Source organism: Streptomyces odontomachi (assembly GCF_024435355.1).
GTDB lineage: Bacteria > Actinomycetota > Actinomycetes > Streptomycetales > Streptomycetaceae > Streptomyces > Streptomyces odontomachi.
The window spans coordinates 1-18,987 of sequence record NZ_JAMJWG010000017.1; the positions used below are offsets into that span (position 1 = coordinate 1).

13 protein-coding genes and 1 tRNA gene are annotated in these 18,987 nt (G+C 71.8%); 11 read left to right on the top strand and 3 right to left on the bottom strand.

Going from position 1 to position 18,987, the window contains the following annotated elements; all coding sequences use genetic code 11:
* Nucleotides 1-299: 299 nt before the first annotated feature.
* Nucleotides 300-395 (bottom strand) — tRNA-Arg (locus NQO67_RS29690).
* Nucleotides 396-568: 173 nt separating this feature from the next.
* On the opposite strand from NQO67_RS29690, the gene NQO67_RS29695 reads away from it, so the two are divergent.
* From NQO67_RS29695 to NQO67_RS29725, 7 genes are all read left to right on the top strand, one after another.
* Nucleotides 569-1,564: a DUF2156 domain-containing protein gene (locus NQO67_RS29695; RefSeq protein ID WP_255953402.1), complete on the top strand. Its 996-nt coding sequence runs from the start codon at nucleotides 569-571 to the stop codon at nucleotides 1,562-1,564.
* A gap of 94 nt (nucleotides 1,565-1,658) precedes the next feature.
* The gene (locus tag NQO67_RS29700; RefSeq protein ID WP_255953403.1) at nucleotides 1,659-1,817 is read left to right on the top strand and encodes a hypothetical protein; all 159 of its coding nucleotides are present in this window, start codon (nucleotides 1,659-1,661) and stop codon (nucleotides 1,815-1,817) included.
* A gap of 389 nt (nucleotides 1,818-2,206) precedes the next feature.
* Entirely contained in the window at nucleotides 2,207-3,805 is a 1,599-nt protein-coding gene (locus tag NQO67_RS29705) for an APC family permease (RefSeq protein ID WP_255953404.1), read from the top strand.
* The gene (gene serS / locus NQO67_RS29710; RefSeq protein WP_255953406.1) at nucleotides 3,789-5,072 is read left to right on the top strand and encodes a serine--tRNA ligase; all 1,284 of its coding nucleotides are present in this window, start codon (nucleotides 3,789-3,791) and stop codon (nucleotides 5,070-5,072) included. The genes NQO67_RS29705 and serS overlap by 17 nt, the downstream gene beginning before the upstream one ends.
* Nucleotides 5,073-5,463: 391 nt before the next feature.
* Nucleotides 5,464-5,940, top strand: a complete 477-nt coding sequence (locus tag NQO67_RS29715) for an acyl carrier protein (protein ID WP_255953408.1) — start codon at nucleotides 5,464-5,466, stop codon at nucleotides 5,938-5,940.
* Between the two features lie 11 nt (nucleotides 5,941-5,951).
* Entirely contained in the window at nucleotides 5,952-9,128 is a 3,177-nt protein-coding gene (locus NQO67_RS29720; protein WP_255953409.1) for a type I polyketide synthase, read from the top strand.
* A gap of 78 nt (nucleotides 9,129-9,206) precedes the next feature.
* Complete coding sequence (locus tag NQO67_RS29725) at nucleotides 9,207-10,784, top strand: long-chain-fatty-acid--CoA ligase (RefSeq protein WP_255953410.1); 1,578 nt, start codon at nucleotides 9,207-9,209, stop codon at nucleotides 10,782-10,784.
* A gap of 65 nt (nucleotides 10,785-10,849) precedes the next feature.
* On the opposite strand, the gene NQO67_RS29730 is transcribed toward NQO67_RS29725, so the two are convergent.
* On the bottom strand, nucleotides 10,850-11,632 hold the full coding sequence (locus NQO67_RS29730; RefSeq protein ID WP_255953411.1) for a thioesterase II family protein: 783 nt from the start codon (nucleotides 11,630-11,632) through the stop codon (nucleotides 10,850-10,852).
* A gap of 339 nt (nucleotides 11,633-11,971) precedes the next feature.
* On the opposite strand from NQO67_RS29730, the gene NQO67_RS29735 reads away from it, so the two are divergent.
* Nucleotides 11,972-13,420 carry a DHA2 family efflux MFS transporter permease subunit gene (locus tag NQO67_RS29735; RefSeq protein WP_255953413.1) on the top strand — a complete coding sequence of 483 codons (1,449 nt, stop codon included), beginning with the start codon at nucleotides 11,972-11,974 and terminating at the stop codon, nucleotides 13,418-13,420.
* 99 nt (nucleotides 13,421-13,519) lie between these two features.
* Here the strand turns inward: NQO67_RS29735 and NQO67_RS29740 are convergent, their stop codons facing one another.
* Entirely contained in the window at nucleotides 13,520-14,392 is an 873-nt protein-coding gene (locus NQO67_RS29740) for a helix-turn-helix domain-containing protein (RefSeq protein ID WP_255953414.1), read from the bottom strand.
* Nucleotides 14,393-14,950: 558 nt separating this feature from the next.
* On the opposite strand from NQO67_RS29740, the gene NQO67_RS29745 reads away from it, so the two are divergent.
* The 3 genes from NQO67_RS29745 (at nucleotide 14,951) to NQO67_RS29755 (ending at nucleotide 18,972) form a co-directional block, all read left to right on the top strand.
* Entirely contained in the window at nucleotides 14,951-16,432 is a 1,482-nt protein-coding gene (locus NQO67_RS29745; RefSeq protein ID WP_255953415.1) for an aldehyde dehydrogenase family protein, read from the top strand.
* A 121-nt stretch (nucleotides 16,433-16,553) separates the two neighbouring features.
* Entirely contained in the window at nucleotides 16,554-17,693 is a 1,140-nt protein-coding gene (locus tag NQO67_RS29750) for an acyl-CoA dehydrogenase family protein (RefSeq protein ID WP_255953416.1), read from the top strand.
* Between the two features lie 19 nt (nucleotides 17,694-17,712).
* Entirely contained in the window at nucleotides 17,713-18,972 is a 1,260-nt protein-coding gene (locus tag NQO67_RS29755) for an aspartate aminotransferase family protein (RefSeq protein WP_255953417.1), read from the top strand.
* Nucleotides 18,973-18,987 lie beyond the last annotated feature (15 nt).

Below are 18,987 nucleotides of genomic sequence, written 5' to 3' on the forward strand. Positions count from 1 at the left end.
GCGCTAAGTCGGAGTTCATCGTCTCCCCGTTCTCGGCGGTGTTTTCCCCGTTCTCAGGGCGGCGGGCGGTACTCATGCGTCACGCCCGTCAGCCGGCGAAGAGGCCTGACTGACGGGCGTGACCACTCCGCCGGCGCGGGGGCGATCCGGCGGAGCCGAGGGCATCGGTGGATGGTGCGGTGTCCGGGGGATCGGTCGGCACACGTTCACCCGATGCGTCTGCGGAACCGGCGGGAAACGGAGCACATTTCGTGCCGCCCGTATCGCCCGTATCGCCGTGCTGCGTCGTGCATACTGCGCGGAGAGGGCAGGATTCGAACCTGCGTGGACCCGCAGGGGTCCGGCCTTCGAGTCGGGCTCGTAGGTCCCCGATAAGCCGCTCCGGGCACCTCTCCCTGTTCTCGGCCCGGTTTCCCGTGCCGTTCACTGACACCACAGTGGCAGCCTCTGCTGATAGGCCGCTGACGTCTCTCTGACGTGTTATGCAAAGGGATTTCCAGTCTTCCCCTCGATGGGGCGAGGTGCTCTACTCTCCCTGACTGAAAAGGCCATGGAAAGGGGTTCCGTAATGCCCGCAACCGTTGTTGGCAATCCGCTGCTTGCGGCCGTCCGAAATCACACGCAGGCCGAGAATCCCAGCTCGTTTCTCGCGCTGAACAGCGGTAACAGTACCTACTCCGTCCCAGATCGGGACGGAGCGATCTTCTACCGTCGTACCGGGCGGTTCGCCGTGCAGTTCGGCGGCCCGTTCGCCGCACCGGAGGACTACGACGCCCTGGCGGACGGCTTCCGGCAGTACGTCAGGGACGAGGGGCTCAACCTGGTCGGCGTCCAGTTGCAGCGCCACGACGCCGAGCGTTATGCGCAGCAGGGGTTCACCGTCAATCAGGTCGGTGCGTCGTGGGCGGTCAGCCTCGCGGACTTCTCGCTGCGCGGCACCCGCTTCATGCAACTGCGCAACAAGATCTCCCGCGCCCACCGCAACGGGCTCAAGATCCAGGAGGTGCCGGCCGGCGACTGGGAGTCCGCGATCACCACGATCGACCAGGCCTGGCTGGCGTCGAAGGGCGAGGGGGTCCACCAGCTGGAGTTCCTGGTCGGGCAGATCGGCGGCGAGGTGCAGCAGCACCGGCGGCTGTTCCTCGGCACCATCGACGGCGAGCCCGTCGCGTACATCTCGTACTCGCCGGTGTACGGCAGCCGGGCCGGCTGGATGCACGACCTCAGCCGGCGTATCCCGTCCGGCTCGCCGGGCCTGATGGAGGCCATCAACGCGCATGCCATCGAGGTCTTCCGTGCGGAGGGCGTCGCATGGCTGCACTTCGGCTTCACCCCGTTCACCGGCCTGGACGCGGCGCACGAGATCGAGGGCCACAGCCCGGCGTTCCAGTGGCTGATGCACGCCCTGTGGGCCGAGGGCGCGGCGCTCTACCCGGCCCAGACCCAGCTGGCGTACAAGCAGAAATGGGCCCCCGACCTGCTGGTGCCCGAGTACGTCGCCTTCGACGGGCAGGCCTCGCTGGCGTCCTTCGCGCACATCTTCCGCGCCTGCAAGGCCTTCTGACGCCGGCCGCCGAGGCCCGTCGAGGCCCGGCCGCCGCCCCCACCACCCATGTGCCCGGCACCGCCCGGGCAGCTTCGAAGGAGTGATCAGAACCGTGAGCGAGAACGAGACCACCGACGGCCTCAAGCAGGCCATGGTGCAGAACCTGATGGGGGTCATCGGCGCCCCGGACGACGAGAGCGTGGCCGCCGCGGCCGACAGCGTGGTGCTGGCGCTCGACGCGCGGCTGCGCGAGGAGTACGGCGCCGCCTGACCGGGCCGCCCCTCCCGCCCCCACCCTTTCTTTCGTTTCGTCCTTCTGCGTCATCGCGGCCCGCCCGGCCGGCACCCCGCCGGCCAGGCGCGCGCCCCCGATACGCCGGACACCCCGGTCATGCCTGACGCTCCGGCACGTCCGGTGCCCGTCCTGCGCGAGCCGGCGCACCCCGGCGCCCGCCCAACGAGGCGCTCATCAGCACGCGTTCGCCCGTGCACGCCGTACGGACCCGCCGGTGCGCGGTTCGCGGCACCGCTGCCGGACCGGCCGCCCGGGCACGGGCACCACCGCGCGGGCCACCCCAGCTCACTCCGGCTCACCCCAGCCCAGCCCACCCATCCCTCCCGGAACCTTCGGGATCCTCGTCCTCCAGTCCTGGAGTCCCCATGCCCGAGAGCAGTTCCCCCGTCACGGAAAGGGCCGGGGCCGCCGCCCAGCGGCGGCTCGGTACCCGTCACATCCTGTTCCTGATCGTCGCCGCGGCAGCGCCGCTGTCCGCGATGGTGGGCACCGTGCCGCTCGCCTTCGCCTTCGGCAACGGCGCCGGCGTACCCGCGGCCTTCCTCTTCGCCGGTCTCACCCTGCTCTGCTTCTCCGTGGGGTACGCGGTCAGCGCCCGCCGCACCGGCGGTTCCGGCGGCTTCTACGCCTCCGTCGCCGACGGCCTGGGCCGCCCGCCCGCCGCAGCCGCCGGCTACGTGGCCCTGCTCGCCTACAACTGCGCCGCCATCGGCCTCGTCGGTGCGCTGGGCTACTTCACCCAGCTGGTGCTGGCCGGGCACGGGATCACCGTGTCCTGGGAGTGGTGCGCCGCGGTGGGCCTGGTCGTCGTGGCCGTCCTCGGCTACCGCGAGATCAGCGTCAGCGCCCGGCTGCTCGCGCTGCTGATGCTGGGCGAGATCGGCGTGCTGGTGGCGCTGGACGTGGCGATCCTCGCCCGGCACGGTGCCTCCGCGCTGCCCGCCGCCTCCTTCTCGCCGCACCGGGCGACGGGACCGGGCGCCGGTCTTGCGCTGATGTTCGCGTTCGTCTCGTTCATCGGCTTCGAGTCCGCCGCGCTGTACGGCAAGGAGGCGCGCGACCCGAAGCGCAGCGTGCCGCGTGCCACCTACGGGGCGGTGGTGCTGATCGCCGGGTTCTACGCGCTGACCAGCTGGCTGTCGGTGGGCGCTATCGGGCCCGACCATGTGCGGGCGGTGGCGGGGAAGCAGATGGGCGACCTGTTCTTCGTCCTCGGCGACGACTTCCTGGGCTCCGTGGGCAGCAACGCCCTCCAGATCCTGCTCTGCACCAGCCTGTTCGCCGCCGCCCTCGCCCTGCACAGCGCCGCCAACCGGTATGCGCAGGTCCTTGCCGCCGACGGTCTGCTGCCCGCGCCGATGGCCGCCGAGCATCCCCGGTACGGCTCGCCGCACCGCGCCTCCGTGGCCCAGAGCGTGCTCACGGCCGTGGTGGTGACCGGCTTCGCGCTGGCCGGCCTCGATCCGTACGCCGGCCTGACCACCAGCATGCTGGGCCTGGGCACGCTGGGCATCGTGGCCCTCCAGGCGCTGGCCGCACTGGCGGTGCTCGGACTGCGGCTGCGCCGCACCGCGGCGCCCGCCCACTGGTGGCGTGACGTGGTCGCCCCGCTGTTCGGTTTCGCCGGGCTGTGCGCCTCGGTGTGGCTGGTGGTCGGCAACTTCGACATGCTCACCGGCTCGCCTTCGCGGGTGATCGCCGCGCTGCCGTGGCTGCTGGTGGTGGCGGCGCTGGTCGGATTCGGGCACGCCCTGCGGCTCCGTTCGGTCCGCCCCGAGCGCTACCGCGCACTGGGCGGCAGGACCGAGGCCGCCGCGGCACCCGACCCCTCCGCCGTGGCCGGCGGTCCCGTCCTGGCGGGCGTGCCGGCGCCCGGCGCCGCACCGGACACCACCACCTCCGACCAGCAGCACACCACCACCTCCGACCAACAGCCGGGAGGCCGCCGTGCACGATCCGCGTGAACTGATCGAGGCCGGCCAGGACGCCGTACGCCGGCTGGCCCGGCGGAAGTACGGCCTGGACCTGGCCGGGCTGACCGCCGCCCAACGGGCGCGCGCGGAGGCGCAGGCGGAGGTGACCCGGTTGCGGACCGAGATGAACCAGGCGCTCCGCGCACGCGGGCGCTCAGGGCCACCGTCCGAACAGGACAAGGCGGCCGCCCGCGCCCTGCGCACCCGGGTCCAGCAGGCCGAGGCGGCGGCCCGGACGGCGAGCGAGGCGCTCACCGCGACCCTGCTGACCGTCCCGAACCTCCCGCTGGACGCCGTCCCGGACGGTGACTCGGAGAAGGAGGCGGTGGAGGTACGGCGCGGTGGCCCGGCGCCCCGTGCGTCCGGTGCCGGCGCCCGCCACCACAGCGACATCGGGGAGGCCCTGGGCATCCTGGACCCGGCCGCGGCCGCCAGGCTCTCCGGCGCGCGGTTCAGCGTCAGCCGTGGCGCGGGGGCCCGTCTGGAGCGGGCGCTGGGCGACTTCTTCCTCGACCTGCACACCCGTGAGCAGGGCTACACCGAGTACGCGGTGCCGTTCCTGGTCCACCGGGAGACCATGACGGGCACCGGTCAGCTCCCCAAGTTCGAGGACGACCTGTTCGCCACCCGGGTCGGCGAGCGGGAGCTGTTCCTCATCCCGACCGGTGAGGTACCGCTCACCAACCTGGTGGCCCAGGACGTGCTGGACCCCGCCGTGCTGCCGCTCGCCCTCACCGCGCGCACGCCGTGCTTCCGTGCGGAGGCGGGCGCGTACGGCCGTGACACCCGGGGCGTGCTGCGGCTGCACCAGTTCGAGAAGGTCGAGCTGGTGCGGGTCTGCGCGCCCGAGGAGGCACAGCGGCAACTCGACCTGATGGTGGGCCATGCCGAGGAGTGCCTGCGGCGCCTGGGGCTGTCGTACCGGGTGGTGCTGCTGCCCGCCGGGGACATGGGCTTCTCGGCCCGGATGACGTACGACATCGAGGTGTGGCTGCCGGGCAGCGACGCGTACCGGGAGATCTCGTCGGTCTCCGACTGCGGCACCTTCCAGGCCCGCAGGGCCGGCATCCGCTACCGGACAGCGCACGGCCGCAAGGCGTACGCGGCCACCCTCAACGGTTCGGCGCTGCCCATCGGACGCACCGTCGCCGCGCTGCTGGAGCAGGGCGCCCAGGACGACGGCTCGGTGCTGCTGCCCGACGCCCTGGTGCCGTACACCGGCTTCCGCCGGATCCTGCCGGGCGGTGCGACGGAGTAGCGTCGCGCCGCTGCGGGGCGGGCCCGTAGGGGTGCGGGGATGGGGGTACCTCCCACGCCCTTAAGGCAGTGGGGGAGCGACAAGCTACGACGAGACCGTCGGGTCGACACCGTCCGGGTGGGGCTGTTTCTGTCGTGTCCGGACTGCCGGACGGTGGGGGCTGGTCGCTCCCCCACTGCCTTAAAGGCGTGGGAGGTACCCCCATCCCCGCGCCCCTTTGTGGCGCCTTCGGCGCCCCTGACACCCCGCTGACGGCATGTGCACATGCCCGTGATGCCACGCCGTCGGTGAATGGACCGGCCTTCGAACCGTCGTTTGGATAGGCCCCTGGAAAGCCCTCCCCGATACCGGCCGGCACCGGCACGGTACGGGGCTCCCACACACACCCGAAGTGGCGGAGGCGATGACCGTGAGCGCGGTGGACGAACGCCCGGTGGGGCCCGCGACGACGCCCGTCGCGGCGACGATGCGCGCCCTGCTCGACCTGCCGCGCGCCGAGCGCCGGGAGGCACTGGAGGACCTCGTGGCAGCGGAGTTCAAGACGGTCCTGCTGATGACCGACGAGGACGACCTCCCCATGGACGAGAGCTACTTCGACCTGGGGCTCACCTCCCTGACGATCACCGACCTGAAACAGCGCCTGGAGGACATCATCGGCGCGGAGCTCAGTGCGGACCTGCTCTTCAACAGCCCCACGGTGGGGCGCCTGCTGGACCACATCTGCACGGAGCTGCTCCCCGACGTCTTCCGGCCCGGTGCCGCGCCCGGCACACCGGCGGCGCCACCGGCCGGCTCCACCACGGACACGACGGACACCACGGACACGACGGACGCGATGCTCGACGAGGCCCTCAAGGACCTCTTCTAGAGGCGGCGGAGATGGCAAACGACCAGACTGCGACCACACCGGCCAGCGCACCACCCGCGACCGACAGCGCCCTGGCCCAGGCCCAGGAGACCATCCGCAAGCAGCGCGCCCTGTTGCAGGACCTGCTGCGCGAGAAGTACGAGCCGATCGCGATCGTCGGCGTGGGCCTACGCTTCCCCGGGGCCAACAACACCCTGGAGGAGTTCACCGAGTTCCTGCGCGACGGACGCAGCGCCACCGGCCCGCTCCCCGAGGACCGCTGGGACGTCGAGGCGTTCGCCGCCGGCACCGGCCGGGGCGTGATCCAGACCAGGGCCGGCGGATTCCTCGACGACCTCGACCAGTTCGACGCCAGGTTCTTCAAGATCTCGCCGGCCGAGGCCAACTGCCTCGACCCGCAGCAGCGCCTGGTGCTGGAGACCGCCTGGGAGTCGCTGGAGCACGCCGGCATCGACCCGTCCGCACTGGGCCACAGCCGCGGCGGCGTCTACCTCGGCGCCAGCTCCGTCGACTACATCATGGAGATGGACGAGCTGCGCTACGACGAGCTCGACGGCCGGATCGCGGCCGGCGTCTCGCACTCGGGCCTGTGCGGCCGGCTCTCCTACTTCCTCGGCTGGCGCGGCCCGTCCGTCACCGTGGACACCGCATGCTCCGCATCCCTCGTCGCGCTGCACCTGGCCGTCCAGGGACTGCGCCGGGGCGAGTGCGAGATCGCGCTGGCCGGCGGCGTCAACGCCATCCACCACCCGCGGAGCACCGCGCTCTTCTCCGACCTGAACGCGCTCGCGCCGGACGGCCGGTGCAAGACCTTCGACGAGGAGGCCGACGGCTACGGGCGCGCCGAAGGCTGCGGCATGCTGGTGCTCAAGCGGCTCTCGGACGCCCGCCGGGACGGCGACACGATCCTGGCACTGGTGCGCGGCAGCGCGCTCGCCCAGGACGGGGAGAGCGCAGGGCTCACCGTCCCCAACGGCACGGCCCAGGCCGAGCTGATCCGCAGCACGCTGCGCAGCGCCCGCCTGGGGCCGGGCGACATCCAGTACGTCGAGGCACACGGCACCGGGACCCCGCTCGGCGACCCGATCGAGATGGGCGCGATCAACGACGTCTTCGGCGACGCGCACAGCAAGGACAGGCCGCTGCTGGTCGGCTCGTGCAAGACGAACCTCGGGCACATGGAGCCGGCCGCCGGGGTCGGCGGCCTGATCAAGACCATCGCCCAACTGCGCGCCCGGACCATCTTCCCGCACCTCAACCTCACCCGGCCGTCCAGCCGCATCCCCTGGCAGGTGATCCCGGTCGAGGTGCCGACCGAGTGCCGCCCCTGGCAGGCCGAGACCCGCCGGGCGCTCGTCCAGTCCTTCGGCTTCACCGGCACCCTCGCGTGTGCCCTGCTCGAAGAGGCGCCCGCCGACGCCGCCCCGGCGGCGGACGACGCGCCCACCGCGCCCACCGCGAAGGCCGCGGGACGTGCCGATGTCTTCACCCTCTCGGCGAAGTCCCCGCGCGCCCTGAAGCTCCAGCTCGAGCGGTACCAGCAGCTGGTCGCCGACCACCCCGACCTCGCCGTCGACGCGTTCTGCCACTCCGCCAACGTCACCCGCGCGCACTTCGACCACCGCATCGCGGGCGTCGTACACGATCGCGCCGAACTCGCCGCGCTGCTCGCCGACCGGCTCGCCCGGATCGAAGGCGTGGCACCCCAGGCGCCGCGCAAGATCGCGTTCCTGTTCGCCGGGCAGGGCGCCCAGCGGCCGGGCATGGGCGCCGGCCTGTACGGGCGACACCGGGTGTTCCGCGAGGTGGTCGACGAGCTCGACGCCCTCTTCACCCCGTTGCTGGGCCGGTCGATCCGGGAGCTGATGTTCGACGGATCGGCGGACGGTCGGGAGCTGAACCGCACCCGGTACGCCCAGCCCGCCCTGTTCGTGCTGGAGTACGCGCTCGCCCGGCTCTGGATGTCCTGGGGGGTGCGGCCTTCCGTGCTGCTGGGACACAGCATCGGGGAGCTGACGGCCGCCACGATCGCGGGGCTCTTCACGCCCGCCGACGCGGTCAGGGTGGTCGCAGCCCGGGCCCGGTTGATGGACTCGGTGACCACTCCCGGCGGCATGGTGGCGGTACGCGCGGACGCGGCGACGGTGGCCCCGCTCGTGGAGAAGTACGACGACCTGGCCGTGGCCGCGTACAACGCGCCGGCCCAGTGCGTCATCTCGGGAGGCCGGGCGTCCCTGGCGGAAGTGGCCGCCGAGCTGTCCGCCCGGGGCGTGACGACCACGGTGCTGCCCGTCTCGCACGCCTTCCACTCACCGCTGATGCAGGAGGTCACCGATGCCTTCCGGGCGGTCTTCGACACCATCACCTTCCACGAGACCGAGTTCACCCTGATCTCCAACCTCTCCGGCCGGCCGGCCCGGTGGCGCGAGATCTCCAAGGCCGACTACTGGGTGCGCCACCTGGTGGAGCCGGTCGACTTCGCGGGCAGCATGGGCGCCGTGGCGCGCCGCGGCCGGCACACGTTCATCGAGATGGGGCCGTCGGCGACCCTCACGTCGCTGGCCCGGGACAACGTGGGCAAGGAGGGCGACGACGGCCGGCTGTGGCTGACGAGCCTGCGCCGCAGGCGCCCGGACGACACGGTGCTGCTGTCGTCGCTCGCCGCGCTGTACACGGCGGGCCACGCGGTGTCCTGGCGGGGCCTGCACGCGGGGACCGGCCTGCCCAGGGTCACGTTGCCGAGCTACGCCTTCGACCGCCGCCGCCACTGGTTGCAGACGGACAACCCGCGCCACCCGGTGCCCACCGCGCACGCGGGCGCACCGGTCGAGGGCGCGCCCGGCCCAGCGGCCACGGACGGGGCGACCACGAACACCGCGTCCGGCGCACCCGATCCGCTCACGTTCGACATGGCGGGCCTTGCGGCGCTGCCCCAGGACGAGCGGCACACCGCGCTCGCCGGGTTCATCCGCGCCGTGGTGGCGGCCGAGTTGCAGTTCGACGGGCCCGGCGAGGTGGCCCCCGACGCGGAGTTCCTCGACCTGGGTCTGGACTCGCTGGGTGCCGCCCGGGTGAGCGAACGGCTCGGCAACGCGCTCGGCCGGCGTGTCCCGGTCGTGGCGGTGCTGGACCATCCCACGGCCCGCAGGCTGGCCGCGTTCGCCGACCAGGAGCAGGAAGCGGTCTGACCCGCCGGCGCACGGCACGCAGCACACCCGGCCGCCGCCCGGCCGTCAGGAAGACCTGGGAGCAGGAAGATCTGGGAGATGGAGTTCATGGAAAAGGCCACGCTGCGCACGCTCGCCGACGTCCCCGGCCACCACGCCGCGCTCCGCCCCGACCACGTCGCCATGATCCACCTCGGCGAGCGGACGACCTACGCCGAGCTGCACCGCGAGAGCACCCGCGCCGCGTGGGCGTTGCGCGCCGCGGGCGTGGCGGCCGGCGACCGCGTCGCGTTCCTCGGGATGGAGTCGGCCCACTACTACGAGATCGCGTTCGCCTGCGCCAAGGCCGGTGCCGTGCTGGTGCCCGTCAACTGGCGGCTCACGGCGGGCGAGGTCGACCACCAGCTGCGCGACTGCGGCGCCTGCCTGCTCTTCGTCGAGGAGGAGTACCTGGCCACCGCCGAGCGGGTGGCCGAGGACCTGCCGGACCTGCGCCATGTGGTGCCGATGGACGCCGAGGGGCGGCGCGGCGCGGGCTACCTGGCCTTCAAGCAGGGCCATCCGGATCAGGGCGTGCCGCACCGCGGCGACGCGGCCGAGCCGTTCGCCGTGATGTACACCAGCGGCACCACCGGACTGCCCAAGGGCGTGGTGCTGCCGCACCGCAGCTTCTTCGCCCTCGGCAGGGCCATGGACGCAAGCGGCCTCGACTGGGTCGACTGGAAGCCGGACGACCGCAGCCTGATCGGGCTGCCCGGCCTGCACATCGCCGGTCTGTCCTGGTCCATGCAGGGTTTCACGGCGGGCGTGACCAACGTGGTCATGCGGATGTTCGTGGCCCAGGACGCGGTGGCCCTGATCCGCGACGTCCACGTCACCACCACGTTCGTCGCACCGGCCATGCTCCAGATGATGCTGGCCGAGCCCGCGGCGTCCAAGGAGGCCCTCGCGTCGTTGCGCAAGGTCGTCTACGGCGGTTCACCCGTCGCGTCGGAGCTGCTGGCCCGCTGCATGGAGACGATGGGCGCCGACCTGGTGCAGGCGTACGCCGCGACCGAGACGGGCAACGCGGTCGCCCTGCTGCCCGCCCTCGACCACGTGCCCGGCAGCCCGCGGCTGCGCGCCGCCGGACGGGCCTGCCCGGGCGTGGAGATACGGATCGTCGCCGACGGCCGGACCTGCCCGCCGGGCGAGGTCGGCGAGGTGTGGGTCCGCACGTCCGCGCTGATGCTCGGCTACTGGAACCTTGCGGAGGCCACCGAGAAGGCGCTCCAGGACGGGTGGCTGCGGATGGGGGACGCCGGCCGGCTGGACGAGGACGGTTACCTCTATCTGTCCGACCGCATCAAGGACACCATCATCGTCGCCGGTGAGAACGTCTACCCGGGCGAGGTGGAGGAGGCGCTGGCCGCCCATCCGGCGGTGGCCGAGGCGGCGGTCGTCGGCGCCCCGCACCCACGCTGGGGCGAGTCGGTGCACGCCTGCGTGGTCCTGCGGGAGGGGATGCGGGCGACGCCGCGGCAGCTGCTGATGTCCCTGAAGGGCCGGATGGCCGACTTCAAGATCCCCACCAGCTACGACTTCGTGGCGGCGCTGCCGCGCAACTCGACCGGGAAGGTGCTCCGGCGCGAGCTGCGGGACCGGCTCTGGGAGGGCCGCACCAGCAAGATCCACTGACCGGCCGGCAGCGAGAGCGGCCCCGGACGACTGCCGTCCGGGGCCGCTCGCGTCAGCCGTTCGCGTCAGCGGCCCGCGGCGCCGGCGAGGCAGCGCCGCAGCCGCCCGGTCAGGTCGGCCGCCACCGAGACGCCGTGTTCGTACAGGTAGAAGTGACCGCCGTCGAACTCGACGAGCCCCAGGAAACGGTCGGCGCGCTCCGCCCAGGCGCCCAGCGCACCGCCGCCCACGGTCGGGTCCGACGCGCCGCCGTAGGCCACCACCGGGCAGTCCACGCGGGCCGCGTCGTCCGTGTAACCGTTCAGGACGGTGAAGTCGGCGCGCAGCATCGGCAGCACCAGTTGGAGCAGCTCGTCGTTCCCGGTGACCTCCGGCGGCAGTCCGCCGAACTCGGCGACGCGCGCCAGGAACTCGTCGTCGGACATGCTGCCCACGGAGACCTCGCTGGTGCGGTGGGCACCGCCCTCCCACCCCGACACGGCGAGCAGCGCGGGCCCCGCGACGCCGTCCTTGCGCAGCGCCACGGTGAGCCGGTAGGCGACCAGGGCCCCCATGCTGTGCCCGAAGAACGCGAACGGCCGGCCGTCCAGGTCGTCCTCCAGCGCCTCGTAGACGGCTTCGACCAGCGTGTCGAGGTCGGTGATCGGGGGAGTGGAACGGCGGTCCTGCCGGCCCGGCAACTGCACGGTCGCCACCTCGACGTCCTCGGGCAGCAGCTGCGCCCAGCGGGCGTACGCGGCGGCCGAGCCGCCCGCGTGCGGGAAGACGTACAGCCGGCACCCGGCGTCGGGCCGTGGCCTGCTGACGCGGAACCACGCCGCGCCGGGAGCCGCATCCTCGTCGACCATCTGTCCTCCCCGTTGTCCGCCTGCGTTCCTTCGTTGCCGCGGCCCGGCGGCGACCGGTCGGCCGGCGCCGGGCCGCGTGTCCCGAGGGACGCTAGGCAACCGCCTGTGAGGCGGCAATTACCCATGAGGTAATCGACAACGTGACCAGCGCCACGGAGATTGAGTGCAGCCGCAGTCACTCAGGTTTCCCGCGTGATGTCCGCGCCGGCCACCCCGGCTGGCCTGCTTTTCGGGCTGGGGGTCCGGCCCGTCGCGGAGCGACTGTGGACCGCAGCATCCCCCGGGAAAACGCAGTATCCGACGACATCACGACATCTCTCGAACGCTGGGAAGGACACCGTGGCCGACGTAGACATCACAGGCAAGGAACGCGAAAAGCAGGTGGCCTCTCCGCCCAGTCCGCTTGCGCTGCCGGTCGTCCTGGCCGGCACCTTCATGGTCGTCCTCGACTTCTTCATCGTGAACGTGGCGATCCCCGCGGTGCAGCACGAGCTCGACGCCGGCACCGACCAGGTGCAGCTGATCGTGGCGGGCTACGGCCTGGCGTACGCCTGCGGGCTGATCACCGCGGGACGCCTCGGCGACATCTTCGGCCGGCGCCGGCTGTACGTGGTCGGGCTGCTGCTGTTCACCGTGGCCTCGCTGGTCTGCGGGATCGCGCCGTCCGCCACGGTGCTGGTGCTCGCCCGGATCGTCCAGGGCATGGGCGCAGCGGTGCTCTCCCCGCAGGTGCTGACCATCCTCGGGGTGACCTACACCGGTGCCGCCCGGGCCCGCGCCTTCTCCGCGTACGGCATGGTGCTGGCCACCGCGTCGGTGGGCGGCCAGCTGATCGGCGGCGCCCTCATCCAGGCCGACGTGGCCGGGCTCGGCTGGCGGAGCTGCTTCCTGATCAACGTGCCCATCGGCCTGGTGGCCCTGCTGCTCACCCCGCGGGTGGTCCCGGAGTCGCGTGCCCAGGTCAACAGCCGGCTGGACATCCCCGGCGCGCTGCTGGTCACCCTGGGTCTGGTGGCGGTGGTGTTGCCGCTGGTCGAGGGCCGCGAGAAGGGCTGGCCCGCCTGGACCTGGGTCTGCCTGGTGCTCGCCGTGCCGCTGCTCGGCTCGTTCGCCTGGTACCAGCACCGCCTGGGGGGACGCGACGGTGCGCCGCTCGTCGACCTCGCGCTGTTCCGCCAGCGCGCCTTCACCGTCGGGCTGAGCGCGGTGCTGGTCTTCTACGCGGGCGCGGCGTCGTTCTTCCTGGTGCTCGCGCTGTACTTGCAGCAGGGCCGTGGCCTGAGCGCGCTGGACTCGGGGCTCACCTTCGCCGTGATGGGCATCGGCTTCTTCGTCACCTCGCTGTCCGCGCGGCGGCTGGGCGCCCTGCTGGGCAAGCAGGCACTGGCCATCGGCGGGGTCCTGCTGGCGGTCGGGCAGCTGTGGTTGCTGCTGGCCGTCTCGCACATCGGCGTCGAGGGCAGCATCTGGGCCCTCGTGCCCGCCCTGCTGCTGGACGGCGCGGGTCTGGGGATGGTGATGGCGCCGCTCAACGCCACCGTGCTGGCCGGCATCCCGCCGCACCTGGCCGGCGCCGCCTCGGGTGTCCTCACCACCATGATGCAGGTGGGCAACGCCCTGGGGGTCGCGCTCATCGGCATCATCTACTACCACCGCGCCGGCGTCTCCCCCGCGAGCACGGCCGACGGCCTGGACGCCGGGTTGGTGCTGCTGATCGCGCTCGCCCTGGCGCTGGCGGTGGCCATTCAGCTGCTGCCCGGTAAGCCGAAGCAGCCGGCGGGGGCGTGATCGCGGGTCCACCGGTGCGACCCGGCCGGCGTCCGACCTGCCGTGCACTCCACCGCGCCACCGGTTGCCCGCTCGCCGGGGAGCCGGGCTCCCCGGGCATCAGGGAGCGGCGCGGAGTGCCACGAGCTGGTCGGGCGCCGGCTCGTCCGCTCCCGCCAGCTGGAGATGCGAGTGCAGCACCGTGGCGGTGTGCGCGTCGGCCGGGTAGAAGGTCTCGATGGTCAGCTCCGACAGGGTGATGTCGACGGGCGCGGCGAAGACGGTGAGGGCGCTGAAGAGGCTGAGTTCGGAGCCGAGCGCGCGGATGCGCAGCGGGATCGCGATGGACTGGCCGTCCGGCATGTCCGGCTCCATCTCGCGCGCCGGGTCGAACACGCTCTTGGCGTAGCGGTAGCTGCTGACCTCGTCGTACAGGGTCGCCAACCGCTCGTTGTTGGTGAGCACGGCCTCCCGGCGGAGTCGGCCCAGCAGATGGCCGCGCCACACGGCGAAGTTGAGGATCCGCGGAGCCAGGCCCTCCGGGTGCAGGGCCACCCGCATGATGTTGATCGGCGGCACCAGCAGCTCGTCGGCGATGCCGTCCAGCAGCGCCAGTGCCGATCTGTTGGCCCGGCGCAGGTCGGATATGGAGTCGAAGACCAGCGCCGGATACGGCTCATGGCCGTTCAGGAGGCGGTCGATCGCCTCGTTGGCCCGGTCCATGTGGGTCTCGCTGATCGGGGTCTCTTCGTAGGCGGGGGCGTATCCCGCGGCCATCAGCAGTGAGTTGCGCTGACGTATCGGTACGTTGAGTTGGTCGGCAAGCCGCAGCACGAGTTCTCGGCTGGGCACAGCTCGTCCGGTCTCGATGAAGCTGAGATGACGGCTGGACGTATCTGCCTGGAGGGCGAGCGCAAGCTGGCTCAGATTGCGTCTCTTACGCCACTCCCGCAGCATCGGACCGATTCCCTGGGTCATCGTGTGCCTGCGCATTCGGTCATAGTAGGCAAGCTATTAGCGAAGGCACAGAGAAATTTGCAGCAAACCGCTTCGGTATCTGTTTGACCGCCCGGCGCAAGGTGGCCGAAACGCTGTGTTAGGGCGTGGAGCGGTACTTCCTGCTATTGCTGCGGCCTTACGAACATCAGGACGCCGATATTCCGCTTTTTGGCGGATGGTCTCGCGTCGTCGCACGGGTCTGATCGGTCAGGACCGTGTCAGGGAGGTATCAGCCGGCGCTGCCAGAATCGAAGTCGTGCCGAGTTGCACCCACTTCGACTGTGTCTGATTGTGTCCGCGGCCTTTCTCCGCCTCCTCGGCCACTGGAACCTGGGAAGGAAGACCCCAACCGTGGAATCTCGCACGGGGATCTCTGGACAAGCGGTTTTCGAAGCATCGTATTCCTCCCGGCTTGCCTTTCCGGACTATGCTTCGCTGATAGCCGATTGCGAGGAGACATCCGAAAAACACGTATATACGGTCAAGACGTCGGCCATACTGGACGATGTCTTCAAGACCCTGACACTCAAGCGCAAACTGGAACGCGGCACGGTGGACCCCGCCGAGGCCGAGGACTTCGTGGTGGGGCGCTGCGCCCTCGCCGATGACGACACCATCGCACGGGCCGCCCGCAGCGCGGCCGAAGCGGCACCCCTCTGGCGCCGCGTCCCGCTGGAACGCCGGCTCGGCGTGGGCCGCGCCATCCGCGAGCGCCTGCACCGCCACCACGCGCACTTCGTCGATCTGCTCATCGCGGAGGGCAACCCGCGCTCCCTGGCGGAGTGGCAGGTGGCCGGGCTGCTGGAGATCTTCAGCGAAGAGACCCTCCGGTTGTGTGCCGCCCAGCTGGAGCAGCACATCGAGCACGGCAACCGCAGGATGACCCTCCGCCGGGTGCCGGACGGCGTCGTCGCCGTCAACCCACCGCAGAACGCCCCCGCCAGCAGCGCCCTGTTCGGCATCACCCCGCTGCTCGCCGGGAACACCGTGGTGGTCAGGGCCCCGCGCAGCGCCCCGCTCGGCGTCATGTACGCGATGCGCGAGCTGGTGGCTCCGGCCCTCGCGGAGGCGGGCGCGCCGCCCGGCACGCTCAACGTCTTCTGCTCCCGCCCGGGACCCACCATCAAGAGCTGGCTGGAGAGCCCGTACATCGACGACATCTTCTTCACCGGCGGGGTGAGCACCGGCCTGCAACTGGAGCAGGACTGCGTGACGCACGGCAAGAAGCCGATCCTGGAACTCGCCGGGAACGACGCCGTACTGATCTGGCGGGACGCGGACCTCGAAGCGGCCTGCGAGGCCCTCGTCGAGTGCTTCTTCGGCTCCGGACAGATCTGCATGGTGCCCAACCAGGTGCTGGTGCACCCCGCCATCGCCGACCGGCTCCTGGAACGGCTGCGGCTCACCACGTCGCTGATCCGGCCCGGCCTGCCGGAGGACCCCGGCGCGCTGCTCTCCCCGGTGCTGCGCAGCGAGCGCTTCTTCCGGTACGTCCAGGACGCGCTGGAGAAGGGCGCCGGCCTCGTGCACGGAGCGCGCCGCCTGGAGACCGACGGCACGCCGTCCGACACGGGACTCTTCCTGGAACCGACCGTGCTGCGGGTGGACGGCCTGGAGCGCTGCCGGGAGATCGAGGCGGTGGCCGAGGAGACGTTCTTCCCGCTGCTGCCGGTCATCGTGCCGGAGGACGGCACCGACGAGGACCTGCTGAACCGGATGCTCGCGCACGTCAACAGCAACCCCTACGGGCTGCGCAACTCGCTGTGGACCGCGGACCCGAAGGTCGCCGACCGGTTCGTGGACGAGGTCTCCAACGGCGGCCTGCTGAAGGTCAACGACTCGCACATCGGGTTCCTGTCCTACCTGCCCACGCACGGCGGCACCGGCCGCACCGGAGGGGTGTTCGGCGAGGCCAACTACCCCATGCTGCGCACCACCCACCTCCAGGGCGTCTCACGCGCCGAAGGCGTGCGCCCCCGCGAGGCGGTGTTCGGCGCGTACGCCGAACTCGCAGGCACGGACCGGGCCCGCTAGCCGGTTCCCCGCACGTCCCCGAGTGCCCCGCGTCCGCCCTGCCGCGGCCGACGCCTGCCCTGCCGCGGCCGACGCCTGCCCTGGCCGCGTGCGCAGGGCCCCACGACATCGAGGAGCAGCAATGGAGTTCATGCAAGTCGATCGCGAGACCTGTGAGTCACTGATACCCGGACTGCTGGGCGCCCTCTCGGACGTGCCGTTCACCGAGCTGGAGTCCGAGTCCGGTCCCGCCATCGGGATCTTCCGTGACCACGGCGGGTCCAACCTGCTCGTGCCGGCCGCGTTCGGCGGCCAGGACGCCACCGCCCTCCAGGCGGCCCGGGTGGTGCGGGCGCTGGGCGCGGTGGCCCCGTCCCTGTCCGTCGCCACCGCGATGCACCACTTCTCGATCGGCACCCTGTTCGGGGTGGCCGACACCTTCGCGGCCGGCACCGACCTGGACGACATGCTGCTCAAGCGTGTCGCGGCCGAACGCCTGCTGGTGTGCTCCGCGTTCGCCGAGGGCCGCACCAACCAGGGCATCCTCACCCCGACCATGCAGGCCCGGCCGGTGGACGGCGGCTATCTGCTCACCGGCTCCAAGAAGCCGTGCAGCCTGTCGAGGTCCATGGACCTGATCACCGCGAGCGTGGGGATGCCCCAGCCCGACGGCTCGTCGGAGATGGGCTTCCTGATCCTGCCCGCCGACACGCCCGGGATCAGCATCCACCCCTTCTGGAACACGCCCGTGCTGGTCGGCGCGGAGAGCAACGAGCTGCGCCTCGACGACGTGTTCGTGACCGGCCGCCAGATCCTCCAGCCGCCCGCCGAGCTGGCCGAGGCGCTCAGCGAGCTCCAGGAGGTGGGTCTTATCTGGTTCCAGATGATCGTGTGCGCCGCCTACACCGGCATGGCGAGTTCCCTCGTCGACCGGGTGCTGCGGCGCGGCCGCGGCGCCCCGGCCGACCGCGCCCAGCTGGCCATGACCATCGAGACGGCCGCCCACCTCACCGAGGGCCTGGCCCGCCGGGTCATGGACGACGACACCGACAACGACGGCCTCGCGGCCGCGCTGGTCAGCCGCTTCGCGGTGCAGCGCCTGATCGCCGAGGCCACCGCGCAGGCCGTGGAGCTGCTCGGCGGCATGGCCTTCATCTCCTCGTCGGACGTCGCCTACCTGGCCGCGGCGACCCGCGCGATCGCCTTCCACCCGCCGTCCCGCACCAGCACCCTCGACGGCCTGCTCGACTACTGGACCGGCCAGCCGCTGGTCGTGGCCTGAAGCAGGGGGGAACACAACGATGACGACTCTTCCCACCGACGCCCCCGCGGCCGTCGCCACCGACGATCTGGTGAACCGCTACCGCCGCTACCTGAGCAAGGGACGCGCCTCGCTCGGCGAGATGTTCGGCGGCGACGTCGAGGTGTCCGCGCAGGGCCCGTGGATCGAGACCGCGGCCGGCCGGCGCATCCTGAACTGCGGTGGATACGGCGTCTTCCTGATGGGCGCCCGCCACCCCCGCGTCGTCGCCGAGGTGACCCGGCAGCTGAACACCAACCCGGTCGCCACCCGGCTGCTGCTCGAGCCGACCGTCGTGGCCGCCGCGCAGGCGCTGGTCGAGGTCGTGCCGGCGGGACTCGAGAAGGTGCACTTCGCGAGCGGTGGCGCGGAGGCCGTGGAGGCCGCGATCAAGCTGGCCCGCGCCCAGGGCAAGACCCACCTCATCTCGATGGAGCTCGGCTACCACGGCAAGACCATGGGAGCCCTCAGCCTCACCGCGAAGGACGTCTTCCAGCAGCCCTTCAGGCCGCTGCTGCCGCAGGTCTCGCACGTGCCCTACGGCGACGCCGAGGCCCTGGAGAAGGAGCTGGCCCAGTACGCCGGCGAGGCGTGCGTCATCGTCGAGCCGGTGCAGGGCGAGGCCGGCGTGATCGTGCCGCCGGAGGGCTATCTGCGGGACGTGGCCCGGCTCTGCGGCCAGTACGACGCGCTGTTCGTGCTGGACGAGATCCAGACCGGGCTCGGCCGTCTCGGCACCTGGTGGGGCGCCGACCGCGAGGGGGTGCTCCCGGACGTGATGCTGGTGGGCAAGGCCCTGGCCGGCGGTGTGGTGCCGGTCTCGGCGATGGTCGCCACCCGGGAGGCGTTCAAGCCCTTCGACAAGGACCCGTTCATCCACACCTCGACGTTCTCCGGCAATCCGCTGGCGATGGCCGCCGCGTGCGGTGCGATCGCCGCCCTCAAGGAGGACGCCCTGGTGGAGCGTTCCGCGCAGCTGGGCGAGCTGCTGCTGACCGAGCTGGAGCGGATCGCCCGCGCCACGCTGGGCGAGCGGGTGCGCGAGGTGCGCGGTGCCGGGCTGCTGATCGGCCTGGAGTTCACCGTGCCCGGGCTCGCCGGTGAGCTGCTGCTGGAGCTGATCGGCGCGGGCGTGCTCGCGAACCACTCGCTGAACTCCGCCAGCGTCATGCGGCTGACACCCCCGGCCGTACTGGAGCCGTCCGACGTGCAGTTCCTCCTCGACGCCTTCGAGCAGGCCGCACGCGCGGTGCTGACCTGAGGCCGCCCGCGCACA